The organism is Bacillus sp. JZ34 (genome assembly GCF_053903205.1).
This window is the reverse complement of the sequence record NZ_CP096403.1, coordinates 1,923,148-1,945,204: the sequence shown is the minus strand read 5'-3', so window position 1 is coordinate 1,945,204 and position 22,057 is coordinate 1,923,148. Positions and strand designations below refer to the sequence as shown.

The following is a 22,057-nucleotide window of genomic DNA, read 5'->3' as shown; positions in this document are numbered from 1 at the left end:
TCAGGCGGAGAGAATGAGAAGAAGGCCTTTAGAGGACAAATGATTGAATTGAAGAGGGGAAAACGAAACAAACCCAAAAGAACAGCGTCTTTTGGGTAGAATGAATAAACGTTTTGTCTCAACTCAGCTCATCTCAGCTCATTCTCAATCTACCCTAGTCTCATACTCAGCTTTTCTAGACTAAAACCCCATACACACTCCTGTGTATTTCAAGGTTTCTACAATCGTATTACAATTCAGTATTTTTTGTCAATGATAAATCAGGTCTGAGCGTTACGGCATTTTCTAAATAAACGTGGCGGACTTCATCCTGCCGCATATCCGTCTGAACCGTCATCATCACTCTGATGCATTTTTTAAGGGCGTGTTCAACATCCATTTCCTGCATGCACATGACGGGCACATGCTGCCAGCCGTCAAACGTTCTGACGACCTTTGCGGGAAAAGCAGCGTGAATATCGGAAGTGGCAGAAATGAAGATCTGCACGACTTGCTCAGGTTTGAGTTGATTTTCATCGATCATTTTTCCGATCAGCTGCTTCGTCCGCTCCGTAATGTCTTTTTCTGTATCCTGGTCAACTGTCGTCGCTCCCCGAATTCCGCGCATCATCATTTGCCTCCCTCCAATCTCCACATATTCAGCCATCGTTCAATTTCATCGGCTTTAAAGGAGTGCAGCCGCACACTGCCGATCTTATCCAGCAGAACAAACTGAATGATGCCTCTGCGTGTTTTTTTATCGTTCATCATTCGATTGATGAGAGCTTCTGTTGAAACTTCGCGTTTTACGCTTTCCGGATAGCCGAGATTTTTCAGCCAGGCGGCGATTTTTGTGCGGTCAACAGGACAATTCAACACCTTCTCGCTGACAAACAAAGCAAATTGCATGCCTAAAGCGACAGCGTCGCCATGGGTCATCTCTCCGTAGCCGTATTCGGCTTCAACGGCGTGGCCAAGCGTATGCCCAAAATTCAGATAGGCCCTGATTCCCTGTTCGTGCTCGTCTTGTGAGACAACTTCCGCTTTAATCGAAATGCCTTTGTACACCATTTCACTGAGCTGGCCGGTCGTAATCGCTTTAATTGAATCAATTTTAAGCAATTCGTTCAAGAAAGATTCATCACGGATAAATGCGTGCTTAATGACTTCCGCAAGACCTGAACGCATTTCTTTTTCAGAAAGCGTGCTCAAGCATTCGGTATCATAAACCACCGCCTTCGGCTGATGAAAAGCGCCGATTAAGTTTTTTCCGAGCGGATGATTAATGGCAACTTTCCCTCCGACCGCGCTATCATGAGACAGCAGAGTCGTTGGGAATTGCACATAATCGATGCCCCTCATAAAAGTTGAAGCGACGAACCCTGCAAGATCGCCGACAACGCCGCCGCCCAGCGCCACAATGCATGACGAACGGTCAAGGTGAAATTGAATGGCTTCCGTCTGGAGCTTCATAAACAGATCGATTGATTTGGCCTGTTCACCGCTTGGCACCGCAACCTTTTTGACGGGCCATTTGCTGCGGAGAAGGCCGAACAGTTCTTCTCCATAGTGTTTATCAACTTCTTCGTCGGTGATCAATAGCACTTTCGTCATCGGAAGGTTCAAGGATGACAAGAGCTCTGCCGCGTTTTTTCTAATGCCTCCCCCGATGAACACCGGGTAGGATAAAGAAGCGGTTTCGATTTGAAGTGATTTCATTAAAACTCCCTCGCAAGCTTTCTCATTTTCTCAACATTTTCAGCGATCCGGTCCATTTGGTCAACGCCAAACTGCTCGACGATCGCCTTGGCGATTTCCCATGCAACAACCGCTTCAGCCACTACGCTTGCGGCAGGGACAGCGCAGGAATCGGAACGCTCGATGCTTGCTGTAAACGGCTCTTTCGTCTCGATATCAACGCTTTTGAGCGGTTTGTACAATGTTGGGATCGGCTTCATCACGCCTCTGACGACAATCGGCATTCCCGTTGTCATCCCGCCTTCAAGGCCGCCGAGACGGTTTGTAGCGCGCGTATAGCCTTTTTCTTCGTCCCAAATGATTTCGTCATGGACTTCACTGCCGTTTTTGCGTGCAGCTTCAAAGCCGATGCCGAATTCAACACCTTTAAAAGCATTGATGCTCAGCACGGCGGCAGCCAGCTTGCTGTCGAGTTTGCGGTCGTAATGGACATAGCTGCCGACTCCTACCGGCACCCCTTCAACAATCACCTCGACGATTCCGCCGATCGAATCGCCATTTGCTTTTGCTTCATCGATCGCGTCCATCATTTTTCTGCCCGCTTCTTCGTCATAGCATCTGACAGGAGACTCTTCGGTTACTTTTTTCAAGTCTTCGATAGATTCATAATTTGTTTTTTCGGCTTTTACTCCGCCGATCTCCAGCACGTGGCCGGCCACTTGGATGCCGAGCTGGGAAAGGATCTTTTTGGCGACGGCTCCTGCCGCCACACGGACGGTCGTTTCTCTGGCAGATGAACGTTCAAGCACGTTGCGCATATCTCTGTGCCCGTATTTGATCGCGCCGTTCAAATCAGCGTGACCCGGTCTTGGCCTTGAAATCTGTCGTTTCATTTCGCTTTCTTCTTCAGCCGTGATCGGCTCTGATCCCATGATTTTCGTCCAGTGTTTCCAGTCGTTGTTTTCGACGACGAGAGCGATCGGCGATCCAAGAGAACGCCCGTGCCTTACACCGCTTGTGATCCGTGCCTGATCTTTTTCGATTTGCATCCGGCGTCCGCGGCCGTGGCCTTTTTGACGTCTTTGAAGCTCGTAATCAATGTCTTCTGTTGTGATATAAAGCCCTGCTGGGACTCCTTCGATAATTGTCGTAAGCTGCGGACCGTGAGATTCACCGGCTGTTAAATACCTCATGCTTTCGTTCTCCCTTCATCACATTAACGCTTTTAAGTAAAACTATAACATAACCTTTTATAAAAAGTCAGCTAACTTTTTTGATAGAAAAACGTATCTGTCGATTGAAAACCGTATTTTTCCGGATTGAAGATCTGTTCCGTGCTTCCGACAAACAAAACTCCATTATTCTTCAAACTGCCGCTGAACTTATGATAGATCTTCTCTTTTGCTTCCTCTGTAAAATATATGAGAACATTGCGGCATACGATGATATCAAAATCTTTCTCATATGCATCAGCCAGTAAATTGTGTTTTTGAAAGCGAATGTTTTTCTTGATCTCGTCTTTGACGGCAAATCGGTTTCCGTCTTGCGTAAAATAAAGTTCCTTTATCTCTTTCGGCACTTCCTGCAGAGATCTTTCCTGATACACGCCTTCTTTCGCTTTCGCAAGAACTTTGTCATCGATATCTGTTGCGATGATCTGATAGTCTGAGAGGCCTTTCTGTCTGCTTAAAATCATCGATAATGTATACGGCTCTTCACCGGTTGAACATGCCGCACTCCATACTTTCAATGTTTTCGCAGGCTTTAAGAGTGGGAGGATGGTTTTTTCGAGAACCTCCCACCTCTTATAGTTTCTGTAAAATTCTGAAACATTAATCGTCATCCTGTCCAGCGTTTCCTGCAGAAGAGCTTCATTCTTTTCTAAAGCGAGCGCAAATTCGCGGAAATCGCCGTACCCCTTTTTTTCATAAAGAGATGTTAGCCTTCTTTTCATTTGCGCCTCTTTGTACAATGCCAAATCCACACCAGTTATTTTTTTCCATTTATCAACAAAGAAACTGTAATTGTCCATGTTTTCTCTCCTAATCGTCGTGCTGATATGAGTACAATTATAGCTTGTTTTCTTTTAAATTTGTATCTTTAAAAAGAAAAAAGCCTGCCCGGCGGCAGCCATTCTGATCCATATAAAAAAATCAGCTTTTCAGCTGATTTTTAGTAAATCCATTGATTCATTAACTTCTCGTCTTCAACAAGTTCGTCTTCTTTAAAAAACAAGTTGATTTCGCGTGCTGCACTTTCAGGAGAATCTGAACCGTGAATGATATTTTTTCCGACAAACATGCCGAAGTCTCCGCGAATTGTTCCTGGGAGCGCTTCCTTAGGGTTCGTCTTCCCGATCAGCTGTCTGGCGACCGCGATTGCTTCTTCGCCTTCCCACACCATGGCGAATACCGGGCCTGAAGTAATAAAGTCGACAAGCTCGCCGAAAAACGGTTTGCCGTTATGTTCTTTATAATGCTCGCCTGCCGTCTCTTCTGAGACCTTCATCAGCTTGGCTCCGATTAATTGTAAGCCCTTACGTTCGAATCTTAACAAAATTTCGCCGATCAGCTGACGCTGAACGCCGTCAGGTTTTACCATCACAAAGGTTTTTTCCATAGTCGATTCTCCACCCCGCTAATATGTATAGGCTTTCAACACTACAACAGAAATATAGCATTTTTCAAACAATTAATCAATAAAGGGTGGAGAATATTCATACTTTCGACTCATTTGTCTTTTTTTAGAACTTTCGTTTACCGATGTATTTCGCAATTTGGCCCAGTGCCGTCCGCGCCCGGTTTTTCGGGAGCGTTTCAAGCAGTGCGAAAGCCTTATTTAAATACATTTCGCTGACTCTGAACGATTGTTCTATGGCATCGGTTTTCTTCAGTTCCTCGATCACTGGTTTGATCTGTTCCGGAGTCGTTTCACTGTTGACCAGCATCAGCCGCGCTTTTAATTCAGGCGATTTCCGTGCATATAATACGGGAAGCGTGACATTCCCCTGAAGCAGATCACTGCCCACAGGCTTGCCAAGCTCTTTTTCGCTTGAGGTGAAATCGAGGATGTCATCAATAATTTGATAGGACATGCCGACATAATAGCCAAACCAGTACAACGTTTTATGAATGTTTTCACCCGCGCCGGCAGCAATGGCGCCTAGCTGGCAGCTCGATGCGATCAGAAGGGCTGTCTTGCGCCTGATTCTCCGCAAATAGGTTCTGAGGTTTTGCTCCATATTATATTTATCTTTGATTTGTTCAATTTCTCCAAGACAGACTTCGACAATCGCCTTGGACAAGATTTCATGGGCTTTCGGTTCGTTTATTTTCGTCATCGCTTCAAGTGAGCGAGCGAACAAATAATCACCTGTGTACATTGCAATCCGGTTATCCCACTTCGCTTTGATAGTCGGCTGTCCCCTTCTAAGCTCCGCATCATCGATGACATCGTCGTGTACGAGAGAAGCCATATGTATCAATTCCAATGAAACAGCGACATTTTTAATTTTGTTGATATCGTATTCACCGAACATGCCGGAAAGCAGGACAAACACAGGACGAATCCGCTTGCCTCCGGCCTGCAGCAAATGCAGGCTCGCTTCACTTAGCAATGGATAGTCGGAGTGCACGGTCTTTTCAAGCTCTTTTTCTATTAATTCAATATCGTCATTTAAAAAAGAATAAAACGTTGTCAATTTCATATCGATTCACCCGAGTATTTCAGTAGTCATCATCGCTTCAAGCCGACATGTGTAGCCGCTACGCCGCCTGTGAACGGATGATATTGAACATTTTCTAATCCAGCCTCTTCAAACAATGCAGCAAGCTCTTTCATACCAGGAAATTCCCTGGCCGATTCCTGAAGCCATGAATACTCCTTAAAGCTTTTGGCAAAGAGCTTTCCAAACATGGGCATAATAAAACGGAAGTACAGGAAGTACAGCTGTTTGAACCCGAACATTTCAGGCTGGGACGTCTCAAGGCATACAACCTGGCCGCCGGGTTTTACCACGCGCGCCATCTCTTTTAATACGGTTAAATAGTCGGGAACATTGCGAAGCCCGAAGCCGATGGTGACATAGTCGAACGTATTGTCCGGGAAGGGCAGTTCCATCGCGTTGCCGTGGATCAGTTCGATCTGGCTGTAGCTGTCGGTCTTTTGTTCGGCGATGCTCAGCATGTTTTTGCTGAAATCAAGGCCCTTGATTTCCCCTGTCTCTCCGGCCGCATCAGCGAGCGCGATTGTCCAGTCGCCCGTCCCGCAGCAGACGTCAAGCGCTTTGGCTCCTTTTGGTACGTTCATGAGCTGCATCGTTTTGTCGCGCCATTTTTTATGCTGTTTAAAGCTGATGACGGAGTTCATCTGGTCGTAATTTTTATAAATCTTTTCAAACACGCCGTGTACGCGCTGTTCTTTTGACTGCACCATGATTACCCTTCTTCCACTTTCTGATGATAAGTTCGTTTTTCAGGCCGAATTTCCTGCAGGCGTTTCAGAAGCCATTTTTGGACGGCGGGCTTTGCAGCAAGCGACTGGTTGATCGCAAGCTTGGCTTCTTCATAAGCCGCTGCAGCCAGCTGTCCGCATGAAGCCTGGTCTTCCGGAAACTCTTTCTGTATGATCGTCTCCAGCAGCCGGGAATCTGAAGCTTTTTCTTCGGCCGCAAACCTTTTATACACAAGAAAGTCATTGGCGGCTGTTTTCCAGTGAGGCAGGTAAAAGTGGTCGGCGAGATGGTGAAAAAGTGCAGCTTCCACTATGCTGACGCTTTTTTTCAGGCTGTCCGCATCTTTTGCGGAATGGTCGTAAATCCTGATTTTATGTTCGTTTATTTCTTTGATGGCCGCAGCGAGCGTCCGAATCATATAAATATCCTTCATACCCGATAACAGCGAGTAGTACATGCCGCTGAAATAATCACCGGCCAATACGGTCAGCTGGCGGTTTTTATAGTCGTCCTGCTTAATTGAAGCTGCGGTCGTGACTTCATCATGGGTATCAAGGGCTGTTTGAACAAGCATCGCCGTTAAGATGTAACTTTCCTTGTCAGCTTCTTTTAAATCCGTTTCCTCAAACAGAGCGTAGAAAAGAAACAGCTTATCCTCATCAACTTTCGGCGCAGTCAAATGCTTCGCCAAATATGGATGTGAAAGCTTTTGATTCAGCTTGATTTTCAAATAAGATAATTGTCCGTAGATGTCTTGCAAAGATATCACCCTTGTCCCAAAATTCGCAGTTTTTCTTTTTGATTGATTATGTATCTTTTTTGAGCGGAGAAAGTTTAATTATACCATAATATGTTGAAAGATATTGTCTTATGCCACGCAAACGGCCATAAAAGGCCGGCTATCTATTTTTTCGACTCGCTTTTCATCTCGCCGTTTGCCGTCTGAATCAGGGCCTCGCCCCGGATCTTGATCGCAGAGGTGTGCTCGGTAAACTGGCAGATCATCACCTCTCCTTTATCAAGCTTTTCTGAATGATGAAATCTTGTGTCCGTGCCCCTCGTCAGGCCGATCACGTTGACGCCGTCTTCGACGGCTTTGATAACGACAAAATCATTCGATTGATTATTGGTCATGTTCATCGCACACCTTCTCATTTTTAATCATGATGTTTTGATAAGCTCCAACACCTCAGAGCGAGCGGCTACATCTTGTCTAAACGTTCCTCTTACGGCTGAAGTGACAGTTTTTGAACCCGGCTTTTTCACGCCGCGCATCGTCATGCACATGTGCTCGGCTTCAACAACAACCATGACACCGTGCGGAGTCAGCGTTTCAACAATGCTGTCGGCGATTGTTGACGTAATCCGCTCCTGCAGCTGCGGGCGCTTTGCCACCGCTTCAACGGCTCTCGCCAATTTGCTGAGCCCTGTCACTTTTCCCCCTTTAGGGATATAAGCTACATGGGCTTTCCCGTAGAAAGGGACTAAATGGTGCTCACACATTGAATAAAAGGGAATATCTTTAACAAGAACAAGCTCTTCGTGATCCTCGCCGAAAATCGTCTTGAAATGCTCTTTCGGATCTTCGTTTAACCCTGCAAATACTTCGGCGTACATTTTCGCGACTCTTTTCGGTGTATCAAGAAGGCCTTCACGGTTCGGATCTTCTCCGATCGCCTCCAATATTTGCCGGACAGCTTGTTCAATTTGTTCTTTGTTGATTTCTCTCATTGTTTTATATCCTCCAGAAACGCATACATTTAATTCAGATTCTAGCACACTTCAGCTTATAAAAGCAAAATGAAAGGTTTTTTGCCGGCAAAATGTTTTCCATCTGAAAAAAAGCCTTAAAATTATGAAAAGCCCCTTTGAAAAGGGGCTTTCCTGTGAAGAAACAACATGGTATGTATTACGCGCGAAAACGGCATATATACATACAATTATTTTCCTGCTACAGCGTCTTTAAGCGCTTTACCTGGTTTGAAAGCAGGTACTTTGCTTGCAGGGATTTCGATTTCTTCACCTGTTTGAGGATTGCGTCCTTTACGAGCTGAGCGCTCACGAACCTCAAAGTTACCAAAACCGATCAATTGAATTTTTTCACCGTTTTTAAGTGCATCTAAAATTGTATCAAAAACAGAATCAACTGCTTTAGTAGCGTCTTTTTTAGATAGTTCGCTTGCTTCTGCAACCGCATTGATTAGTTCTGTCTTGTTCATGCCTTTCACCTCCTCCCAAAAGGTATCAAACAATAGATTATCATCATTTCTTCACAGTTCAACCTGTTTCTATACCTGTTTGAACAGAAATTTCAAATAAATATAGAAAAGGCATTTCACGGCTTTCAGTGAAAATTTCACTTTGAGAGGAACGTTTGTCCAGTAAAGTGAAGATTTTCTGTATGTAGATTAACACATCTGAATAACCATATCAAGCATTTTAAAGCGATGATCCCTTATTCGTCAAGGTTTAAGCAGAATGAAACGAACAAATATTCCTGTTTTTCCTTTTTTAATCATAATCTTTCCTATATTTCCAGCCGCTTGCCCCTGCCGTCTCAATCCCTTTCACGGCGCCTGTTCATCCTGTTTCAGGCATGAAAAAAAGACCTCCCGTATGATAAGAGGCCTTCCCTTTTATAAGATGATCGCAATCAAGCCGCCTGATCCTTCATTGATGATGCGCTCGAGCGTCTCCTTCAGCTTATATCTTGCATTTTCAGGCATGAGGGACAGCTTCGCCTGAATCCCTTCTCTGACGATGGAGCTCAGGCTCCTTCCGAAAATGTCGGAATTCCAGATCGACAGCGGATCATCCTCAAAGTCCTGCATTAAATAGCGGACAAGCTCTTCGCTCTGCTTCTCTGTTCCGATGATTGGCGCAAACTCGCTCTCCACATCGACTTTGATCATATGAATCGACGGCGCCACCGCTTTCAGCCGGACTCCGAATCTTGACCCCTGCCTGATGATTTCCGGTTCATCAAGGCTCATATCGGTTAATGCGGGAGCAGCGATTCCATAACCGGTTTGTTTCACCATTTTCAACGCATCTGATACTTGATCATATTCGGTCTTGGCATGGGCAAAATCCTGCATGAGCTGAAGGAGGTGATCCTTTCCTCTGATTTCAACGCCGACGACTTCCCTCAAAATTTCATCGTACAGGTAATCCGGCGCGTACAAATCGATTTCGGCGATCCCCTGGCCCATTTCTATTCCGGCGAGGCTGGCGCGCTCGATAAAATCAAATTCGCTGAAGTGTCCGACGACGCGGTCGACATCTCTCAGTCTTTTAATATCTTTGACGGTTTCTTTAACGGAATCTTGATAGTTTTCCCTGAGCCAATGATTCTCTTTTAATACCATGACCCAGCTCGGAAGATTGACGTTGACTTCGAGTACAGGGAATTCGTAAAGCGCTTCTCTGAGAACGCTCAGAACGTCCGCTTCCCTCATGCTTTCAACGCTCATCGCCAGCACCGGAATGTCGTATTTCTCCATCAGCTCTTGCCTGAGCGCTTCCGTTTCCGGATGGTACGGCCTTACGGAATTGATGACCATGATAAATGGTTTTCCAACCTCTTTTAATTCATCGATCACCCGTTCTTCAGCCTCGATATAATCCTGTCTGGCGATTTCTCCAATCGTGCCGTCAGTCGTAATCACAACACCGATGGTGGAGTGTTCCTGGATGACTTTTCTCGTGCCGATTTCGGCAGCTTCGTGAAATGGAATCGGCTCTTCATACCAAGGAGTGTTGATCATTCTCGGCCCGTTTTCATCCTCGTATCCCTTTGCTCCGGGTACAGTATAGCCGACACAGTCGACAAGCCTTATATTCACATCGAGTCCGTCACTGACATGAACTGACATTGCCTGATTCGGAACAAACTTCGGTTCAGTTGTCATAATGGTTTTGCCAGCGGCACTTTGGGGGAGCTCATCTTGTGCGCGCGCCCGGTCTGCTTCATTGTTGATATTCGGGAGCACCACTAGCTCCATAAATTTTTTGATAAACGTAGATTTTCCTGTACGTACAGCTCCTACGACACCTAAGTATATATCGCCTCCTGTTCGTTCAGCGATATCCTTGAAAATATCGACCTTTTCCAAGTGATCCCCTCCCGGACTTCCAATCCTTTTCAATTTTTTACTTCTTCATCAATCAAAAACAGGACACTATAGTGTATGACGTTGTCCTATTTCAATATGACAGCTTAGGGAAATTTTTTCGGCATGCATGAAAAAACCTTTCTCCTCATTGTATGCTGAGGAGAAAGGTTCATGACTGATACTTGCATTTTGACCGATATTCTATTCGAGAAAAACAGGTTCCTGTTTGTCATTCACTGTATACTTTACCGAAAACGCTGGAACAAAAGGCGTCTCTTTCCACATCAAATCCTGAATTTCCTCACCCGGCTTTACCGTTTTTTTCGACCGCTTTATCAGGTTGGCCAAATCCACTCGGTAATCCACTTGAATGTCGCCTTTTTCATCGACGAGAAGCGGCAGAGAGGTGCCGGAAAGCGGACTCGTGACAGAAGGCGCCTCTTTCAGTCCGAGCTTTTCATGGTCAAGCATGAATAAGTGATTGGATACGACTTTTTTATACGGTGGATACTTGTGCTGATCTTTATACATTTCGACCCGAAGCTTTAGCTCTCTGATCATTTCCGACATTTTTATATCAATGAGCTTGACCATCGGCTTTTTTTCTACATCGACAAGAACGTACAAGTACTCTCCGCCGCTTTCATAGGAAGTACCCGGCGGCTCAGCCATATACCGGGGGGACAGCCTGTTAAAATCGATAGGGTATTTTTGATAGATTGGAACGCTCATATCCCTTGTCTTAATCGGCAGAAGCCCTCCCGTCGCCTCCCTGAATTCATCAACGGCCGCCTGCACTTCTTTGAGCTGGTGCTGATACGGCACGCTGTTTTTCGCCTTTCTTTCTTCAGGGTACAAACAGCCGCTTAGCATGATTGCGGTCAATACAGTAACAAGCAGTGCGTTTACGATTTTCATATGAATCTTCCTTTTTTATGCTTTATTCGTTGACGGGACCGCTGAAGACGACAAAAAAGACGATCACGCCGGAGATGAGCATACATGTATAGGCGACGAACGACGTGAGCACTTTTAAAAAACGGTTTTTAAATTTATATCTGCTTATGTATATGGCAATCACCGCTAAGAACATCAGGCCCATTGATCCCAAGGCAAACCACATTTTTAACAGACCGACATTCACATTGAAGCCCTCCTTCTACCTTTTCTTGTGATGTAAGCGTTATATTTCATTTTATATAAGAAAAACCAGAAGTTCAACAGCTTTTCCAATATTTCGAAACGGAAAAAACCGCAAAAAAAACCTGAAGCAAAGAGGGGGGCTTTGCTTCAGGCATAACGATTGTGACTATATAACCCAATTGGTAAGATACAGCTCTTCCAGACTTCGATTCTATTTTATGCAAGTCTTCGGACAAATGTATCCTCTCTTGCCTAAGTCTCCAAAATGTTTCGGTTTTTTTAAAACGAACTTAGAGGAGAGTATAAAGCAGTTGGTGATGGAGTGGTCATTTCATTTGATTTTCAAATGTGTTCACAAGATCTTCCATCTCGTGTGTTTTGACTCTCGCCATCAATGATTCGACTGCCGTCTCAACTTTTTCGCCGTCAAACAATACTTTGTGCAATGCCTCGGTAATCGGCATTTTCACATCAAATTTCTTTGAAAGCTGATAAGCGGCTTTTGTCGTGCGGACCCCCTCAACGACCATCCCCATTTCTTCCAGAACTTCATCCAGTTTGAAGCCTTTACCCAGCATATTACCGGCTCGCCAATTTCGTGAATGGACGCTCGTGCAGGTGACGATCAAATCCCCGATTCCTGTAAGCCCCGAGAATGTCAGCGGGTTTCCGCCCATTTTCGTGCCGAGTCGGGCGATCTCTGCCAAGCCCCTTGTTATCAGCGCGGCTTTCGCATTATCTCCGTACCCCAAACCGTCTGTAATGCCCGCGGCAAGCGCAATGACGTTTTTCAGCGCGCCGCCGATCTCTACGCCGATCATATCCGGATTGGTATACACGCGGAAATTCTGATTCATAAACATATCCTGGATCGCCTGTGCCGATTCAATGCTGCTGTCGGCAGATACGGTTACCGTCGTCGGGTGTCTTAAACCGACTTCTTCCGCATGGCTCGGCCCGGAGAGAACGACGATGTCCTCCCTTAATTCAGCCGGAATTTCCTCTTTCATCATTTCAGAAATGCGGAGCAGTGTGTCAGGCTCAATTCCTTTTGAAACATGTACAAAAATCGCCTTTTGGTCGATGAAGGAAACAGCCTGTGCGAGAACTTCTCGGATCGCTTTTGTCGGAACGGCGACGATGATCGTCTTGACATCGGCCACTGCAGCTTCAAGATCTGTTGTGGCATGCACGTTTTCAGAAAGTTTGACACCCGGCAGATAATCTTTGTTTTCATGGTGTTCATTGATTTGCTGAATCAGTTCTTCACGATGGCCCCAAATGCACACATCGTACTGGTTGTCCGCCAAAACGAGCGCCAAGGCTGTTCCCCAGCTTCCGGCTCCCAAAATCGATACTTTTGTCATTTTTACTACACCTCTTTATTTTCTTGCTCTTGCGAAAATCTTGATTGGTGTTCCTTCAAATCCGAAGGCGTCGCGTATCCGGTTTTCCAAAAAGCGTTCGTAAGAAAAATGCATCAGCTCAGGATCATTGACAAATACGACAAATGTCGGCGGCTTCACAGCCACTTGTGTCGCATAATAAATTTTTAAGCGGTTGCCATTATGCGTCGGCGTCGGGTTCATAGCCACTGCATCCATAATGATATCATTAAGAATATTGGTCTGCACCCTCATCGAATGGTTTTCGCTTGCCGTCATGACTGCAGGCATCAGCGTATGGATGCGCTTTTTCGTCAAAGCGGACATAAACAAAACAGGCGCGTAGTCCAAAAATTGAAAGTGATCTCTAACCTTTTCTTCGAATTCTTTCATCGTCCGCTCGTCTTTTTCGACTGCATCCCATTTATTCACGACGATGACGACGGCTTTTCCCGCTTCATGCGCATAGCCGGCAATCCGCTTGTCCTGCTCGATGATGCCTTCTTCGCCGTCCAAGACGACGCAGACGACTTCTGAGCGGTCGATCGCCTTTAAAGCCCGGAGGACGCTGTATTTTTCAGTTGCCTCATACACTTTTCCCTTTTTTCTCATCCCGGCTGTATCAACGATGACAAAGTCTCTTTGATTGTATGTAAACCTCGTGTCAATGGCGTCGCGCGTTGTTCCCGCAATATTGCTGACGATCACGCGCTCTTCTCCAAGCATGGCGTTTACAAGAGAGGATTTTCCGACGTTCGGCCGGCCGATGAGGCAAAATTGAACGACCTCATCCTCATACTTCGTTTCGGGTATGTTTTTAAAATGTTCGCTGACCGCGTCAAGCAGATCGCCGAGACCGAGGCCGTGCGTCCCTGAAATTGGGTACGGCTCGCCAAAGCCGAGGGCATAAAAATCGTAAATGTTTGCTCTCATTTCAGGATTATCCACTTTATTAACCGCCAGAACGACAGGTTTTTTTGTACGGTATAAAATTTTTGCCACTTCTTCATCAGCAGCCGTGACGCCTTCGCGGCCGTTCGTCATGAAAATAATCACATCTGCTTCTTCCATGGCGATTTCGGCCTGATGGCGAATCTGCGCCAAAAACGGCTCATCGCCGACTTCGATTCCGCCTGTATCAATCAGGTTGAAGTCGTGATTCAGCCACTCGGCAGAGCTGTATATCCGATCCCGCGTCACGCCAGGTGTATCTTCCACAATCGAAATTCTTTCGCCAGCGATCCTGTTAAAGATCGTGGACTTCCCCACATTGGGCCTTCCAACTATGGCTACGACAGGTTTTCCCATAGTACCCTTCCTTTCAATTCAGTAAAGCTTTTCCATCTTTAAATGAATCATCATTTATTTCTCTTTTCAAAAAATCAGTTTGAAGAAAGAAACCCTTCTTATTCCATGAGAAGGGCTTAACTCATATATTATATCAATTTCTAAAAAGATCACAACTGTAATTAAAAATGTTTCACAATCAAATAAAGGTCATCTCCTATTCCGTGGGCGATTCCGTCGAGAATGGCTTCAAGGTTTTTCGCGTACGTGTTCATTTCCTCGGGGGTGTCGCAGAAAAATGCAGCCGTCCCTCCGATCACTCGCTCTCGCCTTGTTGTGACGACGGCGAGGATGAATTTTTCGATTGATTCGCTCATTTTATCACCTTGCTGTGCTTTTCTTTAATAAATTCCATCGGTACGCGAATGGCGTTTTCCAGCGTCGGAACATCGCCGATGACCCTGATCGCCGTCTCCTTGTCCTTGATGACCGGAAGGACAAAAACCGCGACCCGCCCGTCATTCAAATCCCTTTTCGCCAGCGGCGAAAGAGAGGGTTCTCCGGAGTCTCGATACACGCCGAGCACATTGGAAACGTCGAATAAAATCGCTTGCCTTTGCCCGAGATTGGCAATGGTTACTGCGGAATTAAAATTTTTCGGTTTTAAAATAAAACCCATGCCGTGTTCCAAAATCAGCTTCTGTTTTTCAGGAAGCCCGATATTCATAATGTAAATATTGTCAACATAAAGGCCGGCTCCTTCAAAATGAGGCTTTTTATACTCTATATCGACGATGTCCTTAATAAAGCTTCCGGACATTAAGATCCTGCCCGAGATAAAACAGATGAAAGCTGCAGCAAGGCCTGCCCATACCGATGAAAACAGAATATATGCGAGGGTCGTCAGGAGCGATGTGAAAATGACAATGTAATTTCTGCTTTCAAAGGCGATCGCAATTCCTTCGATATACGTGCTGCCTCTTGAAACAAGTTCATAGCCGTCAAGCTGCGTCAATGTTTCGCGTTCCATATTCCGGACATCCCTGAATTGGGTTGCAGCCAGCGTTAAAAACGTAATCGCTGTATAATCCGATTTTAAGATCGACGGAATAATGATCGCTCCAATGCTGGCAGCGATCAAAGCCAGCGCAATATGTATCGTTTTCCCATGAAGATATGTGGGGTACTGGCGGTAGTCGGTTCGGAGCATGTACACTCTGACAACAATACCGGCGATAATTCCCAAGATGATCGGATAAGTATATTGGCTCATGACATTTTTGCTGCTCCTTTATTCAATCGCTTCCATTTGTGATAGAACTGATGCATCAGCCGTTCATACTGGGAGATTCCGTAAACGAGAACGATTCCCGCAGCGCACATTGACAGCCATGAATAACCGCCGGCTGCAATGTCTCCATAAAGCTTTCTGATGACGAATGTATACAAGAGCTCCCCCTGGCACGCACCGAGCACAAACATCCCGAGACGGGCGGCGAAGCTTCTTTCAAAAGCCGTCGTCATGATGACAAACAGAATGATGGTCAGCCATTCAGGCTTTAGGATAAACCAAACAGGGTCATATAATGCAAACAGAAACAAAAAACCGTAGGCGGACACCATCGACAAATGAAGCAGGAGCCGCTTGACGCTTTTATGAAGCCTTAAATAACCGCACAGCATGAAAGCTCCTATATAAAACGACAAATAGGCGGCATTAAAATGCAGAAAGAGCTGAATCTGATACATACTTAACATGATGTTGAGCAGAATAAATGCTGACGCATAAAAGCGAAAGCTGTTTTTCTCAAGAATAAAAGTCGTTAACACCCATAAAAACCACATTGACCAATAATAATAGAATTCTTCCATATGTTTTCGTCCTCCATTTTCAGTATGGAGTGACTTGAGATTTTTTAAACGTGCGATAAGGAGGGAACAGCGTTGGGAAAAGACAGGCAGGAAAAGAAGCTGAAACAGCAGAAGCGAACCGAATCCGACCGTGACCAGTCCATCAGCTACAATGGGGCCGCCTCTCTCGAAAGTGCGGAGGACGCACGGAAGCGAAACCCGTAAAAAAACCGGCTCATGAGAAGCCGGTTTTTTTAGCGCTTGCTGTAAACAAAGGGGTCAACACCCCTCGCTTTCAGCCAATGATATGTATCGCCCTTGATGACGAGCGGTGCTTTTTTCAACTGTTCAATCGTCCGGCACCCCAAGACGGTCATGATCCTTTTTAAATCTTCGATCAGGCTCTCGATTTCGGCGGCTAACGCCTCTTCTCCCGAAGCTGTCAGCACTTGGAGAAAATAGCCCGCCATCCCCGCCGCAGACGCACCCAGCGCTATCGATTTGGCCAGATCAAGGGCATCTTGAATGCCTCCGGATGCGATAATCGGCTGATCGCCGAACAGAGAGCTGACTTCGGCCAGGCTGGCTGCTGTCGATATGCCCCATTGATCGAAAAACTGAACCGCTTTATCTCTGCGCAAATTTTCGATTTTCGAAAAATTCGTTCCTCCGAAACCGCCAACATCGACCGCCTGGACCCCGGCGTTAAAAAGCCGGGCCGCGGTGTCCCTACTCATGCCAAAGCCCACTTCTTTTACGGCGACCGGTACGCTGACATTTCGGCAGATGTCTTCAATCCGGTGCAGGCGACCTGTAAAGCTGCGGTCGCCTTCAGGCATGACAATTTCCTGAATCACATTGAGGTGAATTTGAAGCATGTCGGCTTCAATCATGTCGACCGCTCGTTTGGCCTGATCCACCGTCGCTTCGCTCCCCAAATTGGCGAATACAAGACCCTTCTGATTTTCTTTTCTGACGATCTCGTATGAAGGACGTTCATCAGGGTCTTTCAAAGCGGACATTTGCGAGCCGACAGCGACCGGTATGCCCGTTTGTGCAGCCGCCCTCGCCAAAGCCCTGTTGATCTCAAACGTCGCCTTCCCGCCCCCGCCTGTCATCGCATTGATAAAAATAGGCGAACTTAAAAACAGTTCGCCTATTTTGGTTGAAGTATCAACTTGTGACAATTCCGTTTCCGGAAGGCTGACGTGAACAAACGTAATATCATCAAGCCCGGTCTGACGTTTCTGTCCGGTGGACAAGGCATGATCAATGTGTTCTTTTTTTCTTTTTGCTCGCGTCACCATCATCACCAAATTTTACTTTAATTTATTCAGTTTGTCTCCGATCATTTCACCAAGCTGGAATCCTGAAGACTCTTCCTTCGCCTGGTATTGACGGTAATCTTCCTGCTCTGCTTTATCGGTGTTTTCTTCAAGCTCTTTCATGCTTAAAGAAATGCGCTCTTCCTCTTCGTTGACGTCAAGAACTTTCACTTTAACGCCCTGGCCTTCCTCAAGGACTTCATGAGGTGTTCCGATGTGTTTGTTCGAGATTTGCGAAATGTGGACGAGGCCTTCAACTCCAGGCAGCACTTCGACAAACGCACCGAAGCTCACCAAGCGCTGGACTTTTCCGTCCAATACGTCTCCAGGCTTCACTTTTTCGCCGATGTTGGACCAAGGCCCAGGAAGCGTTTCTTTGATTGATAGCGAAATTCGCTCATTGTCGCGGTCGACGGACAGCACTTTGACTTTGACATCCTGGCCTTCTTCGACTACGTCTGACGGTTTTTCAACGTGTGAATGCGACAGCTGGGAGATGTGAACAAGACCGTCAATGCCGCCGATGTCAACGAAAGCACCGAAATCTGTCAGGCGCTGCACTTTTCCTTCAAGTACCTGTCCCGCTTCCAGCGTTTGAAGAAAATCCTGTTTTCTTTCCGACTGCTCTTTTTCAACAACCGCACGGTGTGATAAAATCACGCGGTTTTTATCTCTGTCAAGCTCAACGACGATTAAAGTAAGCGTCTTTCCTTTATAATCTGTAAAATCTTCAACAAAATGCGCCTCTACAAGCGATGCGGGAATGAATCCGCGCACGCCGATATCGACGACCAGACCGCCTTTGACGACGTCTTTTACTTCGGCTTCAAACACTTCTTTTGACTCAAACTTTTTCTCTAGGTCTTCCCAAGCGCGGTCTGCATCAACAGCACGTTTTGATAAAATCAATGCATCGTCTTCCACTTTTGTCACTTTTAATTCAAGCTCATCGTCTACATTGACGACATCTGATGCTTTTTCAACATGAAGACTTGATAATTCACTGATTGGGATAATTCCGGTTTGCTTGCAGTTGGGGATGTCAACATCGACATGCTTGTCCTCAACTTTCGTTACAATACCTTTCACCACATCTCCAACCTCTGGTACTTGAACATCAATTTGATTCATTTCCTCTGTCATTTCAATAACCTCCTTGGTCCAAACCTACACAGCTTTTGTAAAAACGGTTATTCCGGACGAATTGATATCCGATCCGGACAGCCGATATGTATTAAAGAACCATTCAAAAATGGATATTTGAATGTTCTAAAACATGATTTATTATTACTAACTTCTAATAAAAGCCTGTGTTTGTCAAGTCAAAACATGCAGACAATAAGTAATTTGCCCGGATTTTTTATTTTTGAGCCTTTTTGTCTACAACCTGCAGGATTTTTTCGGCCACCTCATCGATCGTCAGTGAAGTCGTATCGATTTCAAGCGCATCGTCCGCTTTTTTCAACGGCGAAATCTCGCGCTCTGAATCGAGTTTGTCACGGCGCCTGATTTCTTCTGCAAGCGTTTCATAGTTTACATTGTACCCTTTTTTGACGTTTTCTTCAAAGCGGCGTTTTGCCCGCTCTTCAACGGACGCCAAAAGAAATATTTTCACTTCCGCATTCGGGAGAACGTGGGTACCGATGTCGCGGCCGTCCATGACGACGCCGCCTTTTTCAGCCAGCTGCTGCTGCCTTTTCGTCATTTCTTCGCGGATCCCGGCGTATTTGGCGACGATTGAAACCTGGTTGCTCACGTCATCCGTGCGGATCGCCTCTGTTACATCTTCGCCTGCGATATAAACCTTCTGCTCCCCTTCAGGCGAAACCGTGAGATCGATGGCAGATTCTTTTAACAAGGCCGTCAACGCCGCTTCGTCGTTTAAATCGACGCCCTTTTTCAGCGCTAAATACGTAATCGCCCTGTACATGGCACCCGTATCGATATAAATATACGACTTTTTTCCGGCCACGATTTTAGCCACGGTGCTTTTTCCGGCTGCCGCAGGGCCGTCTATTGCAATGCATAATTTCTTTTCCATAATTCCTCTCCTTGCTATCTGGTACTCCTTATAGGATTGTATCATGTATCAGGCGAAAAAGGGGAGATTTTAGCGTGAATTTACGGCTTAAATGTCTCGATCCATTCGCCGATTTTCATGTTGTTCACGCCTTCATACTGCACAACTTTTGACAGATAAGGCTCAGCCTTGGAGAAATGAAAAAGAAGCTGCACGCTGATTAATATGACCGCCTGTACGACAAGAATCTTAAATAATAACCGTTCAATTGTTTTCATAACATTCCTCCGCTGCCCGGAAAGTTTATGGCACCGGGCATGTTCAATTTTCACCGGCGGACGTTCCGCCCATACGTTCAGTATGGAAATGTTTAGGACGAATTATTCCGAATGCTAAAAAGGAAAAGGCATGTATCCGCCTTTTCCCTCTGATCTATCGTTTTACAAATCGTTATATATCGGTTCTGCACTTTTCATTTTTTGGACCTTCTCTTCCGTGCCGTCTTCAGTATTGATAAACATGCGGAATGTATCGTTTTCAATCGTGCCGAGAATTTCGTAGCAGAGCACTTCTTGTGAAAGCTCGTTTGTGACTAAAGCAAGGCGCGTCTCCTGAACCTTTACATTGGGATTCAGGCTTGCTTTCGCTTTTTCAAGCGTTAATTTCGGCTTCGGCAAGTCTCTTTTTTTATGGGAGATTAAGAAATCCTTTGCATTAAATCCGGTAATTTCGCCGTCGTCAAGCGCGACCTTGATGCGGATGCTGTCCGGATAGAGCCAGACGCCGTCCTGGACCGGAACAAACGAAAATACGCCGACGCCGTCGTATTGCGAGCTTTCATCCATCTTCAGGTCTTCGGTTTTATAGCCGTTTTTTTTCAAAAATTGAAGGGCTTTGTTCGACGCGTCGTTCAGGCTGATTTTTTCATCTTTAATTTTTTTGTTTTGGATCAGATAAACCGGATATCCGCCTTTTTCGGTAATGTCCATATAAATATCCGCTTTTTGATCAGGGTCCTGCATGCTGATGCTGTATACATCCCTGTTCGTTTTCTTGCCGCTTTTCGACACTTTGATATTGTAATTTTTGTCCTGAGCGAATTTTTGGGCAATCTTGCGCGCTTCTTTTTCGGTTATTCTCTTGCCTTTTAAATGGTCGTACCCTTGCTGCTCTTTTTTCGTGTTCGTCATCTCTGTCGCGCTTAAATCTGTATCAGAAAACGCACTTGCGCTTTTTTCAACGGTTTTAAATCCATTAATGATCGTATTGTCGCTTTGTTTTTGGCCGGACGCGAGCGCAAGCTCCACATCCATCCATCTCAGATTTTTGTCTATAATCAAATGCTGGACATTACGCAATTCATTTTGTATATCCTTTGAATTTTCATATAGCTGATTTAAAGAAGCGTACTCTTTTTTATTAAGCGGCTCTTTGTCAAGGTCGCGCACGGCTGCTTTGTAGCTGAAATCTCCGACCTTTGCCAAAAATTCTTCTGTCTTGTTAAACGGCATTAAGGTCAGCGGCAGCTGGCTGACATTGTTATGCGCTTCAGAAGTCGTCTTCCATACTTCCGCCAAGGCGGGAGACAGGGTTTTTTTGCTGTTCATCGCAAGTGTGCTCCCGATTTTGTCATGCAGCTGATCCACCTGATAAGTTAAATCGTGAAATGCCCTTTGATAGTTGTTTTCGGCATGAAGCAAAACGGCGTCTTTCTCCTGATGTTCCTTATAGCCCCAATAGCTTGTTCCGACGATGGCGACACCTAAAAGGGCGATTAAAATTCCTCTGATCATTTATAGCACCTCGCTTTTATTCACAGAAAATGTGTTTACCGATCCTTTTAATTTGTGGTCTGCCCCAAATCCATGAGCTAGTGGCCGTGTCAGGGTTAAAGTAGTAAGTCGCATTTTCTGACGGATCCCAGCCATTGATGGCGTCAAGAACGGCTTTTTTCGCCGTTTCATCCGGGGTCATGTAAATCTGTCCATCCGCGACAGCTGTAAATGCAAGCGGTTCAAAGATAACACCAGCCACCGTGTTCGGGAAGGTAGGGCTGTCGAGCCTGTTTAAAATAACGGCTGCAACAGCAACCTGGCCGTCATACGGTTCTCCGCGCGCTTCACCGTAAACCGCTTGGGCCAACAGATTAATGTCGTTGTTCGAGAAACCGCCCGGCATGTTGGCTGCAACGGCATCCTGTTTTTTAGGCGCCTGCTGTTTAGGTGCAGCCTTTGGCTGCGCTTGTTTTTTCGGCTGTGCAGGAGCGGCCTGCTGCTTTTGCTGCGGCTGCTTTTGGGCAGTGCCCTGCTGCTGTGCGCCCTGCTGCTGTCTTGCTTCCGCCTTTTTTCTCGCCTGCTGCTGCACTTCTTTTGAAGGCTTCGTCTGATACTTCAGCGGCATCCCGCCGTAATGTGTAAATTGGTTTCCTTTTCGAAGTTGTCTGTGCACGTAGTCGCTGTAATATTTAGTATGATTGATTAAAAATCGTTTTGTTTTCGGCCCGACCAGGCCGTCTGTATCCTTTAAGCCGAACTGATTTTGGAAATTGCGGACGGCCCAGTATGTCGCCCATCCGTATACTCCGTCAATTCTGCCATTGTAATAGCCGTTGTATTGAAGCCTTGCCTGCAGTTCAATCACATCATCCCCTGTCGCCCCCCGCTGTATCACCTGTTCAGAAAAGGCAGCGCTTTTTTGACTGAATGGAAGTGAAAGACTGGTTGCCATAATGGTACATAAAATGACATTCAAACAAAAAGAACCTTTCGACTTCATGTTTTAAGCCTCCTCCAGCATTTTTG

Annotated in this window: 26 protein-coding genes; 1 reads left to right on the top strand and 25 read right to left on the bottom strand. The window is 45.8% G+C overall.

What is annotated here, in order from left to right:
• Positions 1-229: 229 nt before the first annotated feature.
• From aroH to M1D90_RS09745, 19 genes are all read right to left on the bottom strand, one after another.
• A complete protein-coding gene (gene aroH, locus M1D90_RS09835) occupies positions 230-613 on the bottom strand; it encodes a chorismate mutase (RefSeq protein WP_023857449.1) in 384 nt (127 codons plus the stop codon).
• Positions 610-1,698 (bottom strand): 3-dehydroquinate synthase, encoded by a 1,089-nt coding sequence (gene aroB, locus M1D90_RS09830; protein ID WP_216920183.1) that lies wholly within the window; start codon positions 1,696-1,698, stop codon positions 610-612. The genes aroH and aroB overlap by 4 nt, the downstream gene beginning before the upstream one ends.
• The gene (gene aroC / locus M1D90_RS09825; RefSeq protein WP_020451957.1) at positions 1,698-2,870 is read right to left on the bottom strand and encodes a chorismate synthase; all 1,173 of its coding nucleotides are present in this window, start codon (positions 2,868-2,870) and stop codon (positions 1,698-1,700) included. Before aroC ends, aroB begins: the two co-directional genes overlap by 1 nt.
• A 71-nt stretch (positions 2,871-2,941) precedes the next feature.
• Positions 2,942-3,709, bottom strand: coding sequence for a CheR family methyltransferase (locus M1D90_RS09820; protein ID WP_020451958.1), 768 nt, complete (start codon positions 3,707-3,709; stop codon positions 2,942-2,944).
• A gap of 140 nt (positions 3,710-3,849) precedes the next feature.
• Positions 3,850-4,296 (bottom strand): nucleoside-diphosphate kinase, encoded by a 447-nt coding sequence (gene ndk / locus M1D90_RS09815; protein ID WP_026579377.1) that lies wholly within the window; start codon positions 4,294-4,296, stop codon positions 3,850-3,852.
• A 124-nt stretch (positions 4,297-4,420) separates the two neighbouring features.
• A complete protein-coding gene (gene hepT, locus M1D90_RS09810) occupies positions 4,421-5,383 on the bottom strand; it encodes a heptaprenyl diphosphate synthase component II (RefSeq protein WP_020451959.1) in 963 nt (320 codons plus the stop codon).
• 29 nt (positions 5,384-5,412) lie between these two features.
• Positions 5,413-6,111 (bottom strand): demethylmenaquinone methyltransferase, encoded by a 699-nt coding sequence (locus M1D90_RS09805; protein ID WP_020451960.1) that lies wholly within the window; start codon positions 6,109-6,111, stop codon positions 5,413-5,415.
• Positions 6,112-6,113: 2 nt separating this feature from the next.
• Entirely contained in the window at positions 6,114-6,890 is a 777-nt protein-coding gene (locus M1D90_RS09800; protein ID WP_128823170.1) for a heptaprenyl diphosphate synthase component 1, read from the bottom strand.
• Between the two features lie 143 nt (positions 6,891-7,033).
• Positions 7,034-7,264 carry a trp RNA-binding attenuation protein MtrB gene (gene mtrB / locus M1D90_RS09795; RefSeq protein WP_023857455.1) on the bottom strand — a complete coding sequence of 77 codons (231 nt, stop codon included), beginning with the start codon at positions 7,262-7,264 and terminating at the stop codon, positions 7,034-7,036.
• Between the two features lie 27 nt (positions 7,265-7,291).
• Complete coding sequence (gene folE / locus M1D90_RS09790; protein WP_020451963.1) at positions 7,292-7,861, bottom strand: GTP cyclohydrolase I FolE; 570 nt, start codon at positions 7,859-7,861, stop codon at positions 7,292-7,294.
• Between the two features lie 209 nt (positions 7,862-8,070).
• Positions 8,071-8,349, bottom strand: a complete 279-nt coding sequence (gene hbs, locus M1D90_RS09785) for a non-specific DNA-binding protein Hbs (protein WP_003183006.1) — start codon at positions 8,347-8,349, stop codon at positions 8,071-8,073.
• Positions 8,350-8,766: 417 nt separating this feature from the next.
• A complete protein-coding gene (gene spoIVA / locus M1D90_RS09780; protein ID WP_020451964.1) occupies positions 8,767-10,245 on the bottom strand; it encodes a stage IV sporulation protein A in 1,479 nt (492 codons plus the stop codon).
• A 201-nt stretch (positions 10,246-10,446) separates the two neighbouring features.
• On the bottom strand, positions 10,447-11,163 hold the full coding sequence (locus M1D90_RS09775; protein WP_023857456.1) for a hypothetical protein: 717 nt from the start codon (positions 11,161-11,163) through the stop codon (positions 10,447-10,449).
• Between the two features lie 22 nt (positions 11,164-11,185).
• Positions 11,186-11,389 carry a DUF2768 domain-containing protein gene (locus tag M1D90_RS09770; RefSeq protein ID WP_020451966.1) on the bottom strand — a complete coding sequence of 68 codons (204 nt, stop codon included), beginning with the start codon at positions 11,387-11,389 and terminating at the stop codon, positions 11,186-11,188.
• A 325-nt stretch (positions 11,390-11,714) separates the two neighbouring features.
• Entirely contained in the window at positions 11,715-12,755 is a 1,041-nt protein-coding gene (locus tag M1D90_RS09765) for an NAD(P)H-dependent glycerol-3-phosphate dehydrogenase (RefSeq protein ID WP_020451967.1), read from the bottom strand.
• A 15-nt stretch (positions 12,756-12,770) separates the two neighbouring features.
• Positions 12,771-14,081, bottom strand: coding sequence for a ribosome biogenesis GTPase Der (gene der / locus M1D90_RS09760; protein WP_020451968.1), 1,311 nt, complete (start codon positions 14,079-14,081; stop codon positions 12,771-12,773).
• A gap of 161 nt (positions 14,082-14,242) precedes the next feature.
• Positions 14,243-14,437 carry a capping complex subunit for YIEGIA gene (locus M1D90_RS09755; RefSeq protein WP_023857457.1) on the bottom strand — a complete coding sequence of 65 codons (195 nt, stop codon included), beginning with the start codon at positions 14,435-14,437 and terminating at the stop codon, positions 14,243-14,245.
• Entirely contained in the window at positions 14,434-15,333 is a 900-nt protein-coding gene (locus M1D90_RS09750) for a YIEGIA family protein (RefSeq protein ID WP_020451970.1), read from the bottom strand. Before M1D90_RS09750 ends, M1D90_RS09755 begins: the two co-directional genes overlap by 4 nt.
• The gene (locus tag M1D90_RS09745; RefSeq protein ID WP_023857458.1) at positions 15,330-15,932 is read right to left on the bottom strand and encodes a YphA family membrane protein; all 603 of its coding nucleotides are present in this window, start codon (positions 15,930-15,932) and stop codon (positions 15,330-15,332) included. Before M1D90_RS09745 ends, M1D90_RS09750 begins: the two co-directional genes overlap by 4 nt.
• Before the next feature lie 72 nt (positions 15,933-16,004).
• Between M1D90_RS09745 and M1D90_RS09740 the strand changes: the two genes are divergently transcribed.
• On the top strand, positions 16,005-16,136 hold the full coding sequence (locus tag M1D90_RS09740) for a YpzI family protein (RefSeq protein ID WP_003183025.1): 132 nt from the start codon (positions 16,005-16,007) through the stop codon (positions 16,134-16,136).
• Positions 16,137-16,165: 29 nt separating this feature from the next.
• Here M1D90_RS09740 and fni read toward each other — a convergent pair whose 3' ends face one another.
• The 6 genes from fni to sleB form a co-directional block, all read right to left on the bottom strand.
• Positions 16,166-17,215, bottom strand: a complete 1,050-nt coding sequence (gene fni / locus M1D90_RS09735; RefSeq protein ID WP_023857459.1) for a type 2 isopentenyl-diphosphate Delta-isomerase — start codon at positions 17,213-17,215, stop codon at positions 16,166-16,168.
• Between the two features lie 15 nt (positions 17,216-17,230).
• Positions 17,231-18,379, bottom strand: coding sequence for a 30S ribosomal protein S1 (rpsA, locus tag M1D90_RS09730; RefSeq protein ID WP_039072803.1), 1,149 nt, complete (start codon positions 18,377-18,379; stop codon positions 17,231-17,233).
• A 217-nt stretch (positions 18,380-18,596) separates the two neighbouring features.
• Positions 18,597-19,277, bottom strand: coding sequence for a (d)CMP kinase (cmk, locus tag M1D90_RS09725; RefSeq protein ID WP_025811219.1), 681 nt, complete (start codon positions 19,275-19,277; stop codon positions 18,597-18,599).
• 80 nt (positions 19,278-19,357) lie between these two features.
• Complete coding sequence (locus tag M1D90_RS09720; protein ID WP_023857462.1) at positions 19,358-19,534, bottom strand: YpfB family protein; 177 nt, start codon at positions 19,532-19,534, stop codon at positions 19,358-19,360.
• A gap of 162 nt (positions 19,535-19,696) precedes the next feature.
• Positions 19,697-21,049 (bottom strand): germination protein YpeB, encoded by a 1,353-nt coding sequence (ypeB, locus tag M1D90_RS09715; protein WP_023857463.1) that lies wholly within the window; start codon positions 21,047-21,049, stop codon positions 19,697-19,699.
• Between the two features lie 16 nt (positions 21,050-21,065).
• Complete coding sequence (gene sleB, locus M1D90_RS09710; RefSeq protein WP_391509418.1) at positions 21,066-21,983, bottom strand: spore cortex-lytic enzyme; 918 nt, start codon at positions 21,981-21,983, stop codon at positions 21,066-21,068.
• Positions 21,984-22,057: the final 74 nt, after the last annotated feature.

What these genes read in the sequence shown, in the direction of transcription:
- aroH (WP_023857449.1), bottom strand. Translation starts at nt 613, where the DNA reads ATGATGATGCGCGGAATTCGGGGAGCGACGACAGTTGACCAGGATACA.
- aroB (WP_216920183.1), bottom strand. Translation starts at nt 1,698, where the DNA reads ATGAAATCACTTCAAATCGAAACCGCTTCTTTATCCTACCCGGTGTTC.
- aroC (WP_020451957.1), bottom strand. Translation starts at nt 2,870, where the DNA reads ATGAGGTATTTAACAGCCGGTGAATCTCACGGTCCGCAGCTTACGACA.
- M1D90_RS09820 (WP_020451958.1), bottom strand. Translation starts at nt 3,709, where the DNA reads ATGGACAATTACAGTTTCTTTGTTGATAAATGGAAAAAAATAACTGGT.
- ndk (WP_026579377.1), bottom strand. Translation starts at nt 4,296, where the DNA reads ATGGAAAAAACCTTTGTGATGGTAAAACCTGACGGCGTTCAGCGTCAG.
- hepT (WP_020451959.1), bottom strand. Translation starts at nt 5,383, where the DNA reads ATGAAATTGACAACGTTTTATTCTTTTTTAAATGACGATATTGAATTA.
- M1D90_RS09805 (WP_020451960.1), bottom strand. Translation starts at nt 6,111, where the DNA reads ATGGTGCAGTCAAAAGAACAGCGCGTACACGGCGTGTTTGAAAAGATT.
- mtrB (WP_023857455.1), bottom strand. Translation starts at nt 7,264, where the DNA reads ATGACCAATAATCAATCGAATGATTTTGTCGTTATCAAAGCCGTCGAA.
- folE (WP_020451963.1), bottom strand. Translation starts at nt 7,861, where the DNA reads ATGAGAGAAATCAACAAAGAACAAATTGAACAAGCTGTCCGGCAAATA.
- hbs (WP_003183006.1), bottom strand. Translation starts at nt 8,349, where the DNA reads ATGAACAAGACAGAACTAATCAATGCGGTTGCAGAAGCAAGCGAACTA.
- M1D90_RS09775 (WP_023857456.1), bottom strand. Translation starts at nt 11,163, where the DNA reads ATGAAAATCGTAAACGCACTGCTTGTTACTGTATTGACCGCAATCATG.
- M1D90_RS09765 (WP_020451967.1), bottom strand. Translation starts at nt 12,755, where the DNA reads ATGACAAAAGTATCGATTTTGGGAGCCGGAAGCTGGGGAACAGCCTTG.
- der (WP_020451968.1), bottom strand. Translation starts at nt 14,081, where the DNA reads ATGGGAAAACCTGTCGTAGCCATAGTTGGAAGGCCCAATGTGGGGAAG.
- M1D90_RS09755 (WP_023857457.1), bottom strand. Translation starts at nt 14,437, where the DNA reads ATGAGCGAATCAATCGAAAAATTCATCCTCGCCGTCGTCACAACAAGG.
- M1D90_RS09750 (WP_020451970.1), bottom strand. Translation starts at nt 15,333, where the DNA reads ATGAGCCAATATACTTATCCGATCATCTTGGGAATTATCGCCGGTATT.
- M1D90_RS09745 (WP_023857458.1), bottom strand. Translation starts at nt 15,932, where the DNA reads ATGGAAGAATTCTATTATTATTGGTCAATGTGGTTTTTATGGGTGTTA.
- rpsA (WP_039072803.1), bottom strand. Translation starts at nt 18,379, where the DNA reads ATGACAGAGGAAATGAATCAAATTGATGTTCAAGTACCAGAGGTTGGA.
- cmk (WP_025811219.1), bottom strand. Translation starts at nt 19,277, where the DNA reads ATGGAAAAGAAATTATGCATTGCAATAGACGGCCCTGCGGCAGCCGGA.
- M1D90_RS09720 (WP_023857462.1), bottom strand. Translation starts at nt 19,534, where the DNA reads ATGAAAACAATTGAACGGTTATTATTTAAGATTCTTGTCGTACAGGCG.
- ypeB (WP_023857463.1), bottom strand. Translation starts at nt 21,049, where the DNA reads ATGATCAGAGGAATTTTAATCGCCCTTTTAGGTGTCGCCATCGTCGGA.
- sleB (WP_391509418.1), bottom strand. Translation starts at nt 21,983, where the DNA reads ATGGCAACCAGTCTTTCACTTCCATTCAGTCAAAAAAGCGCTGCCTTT.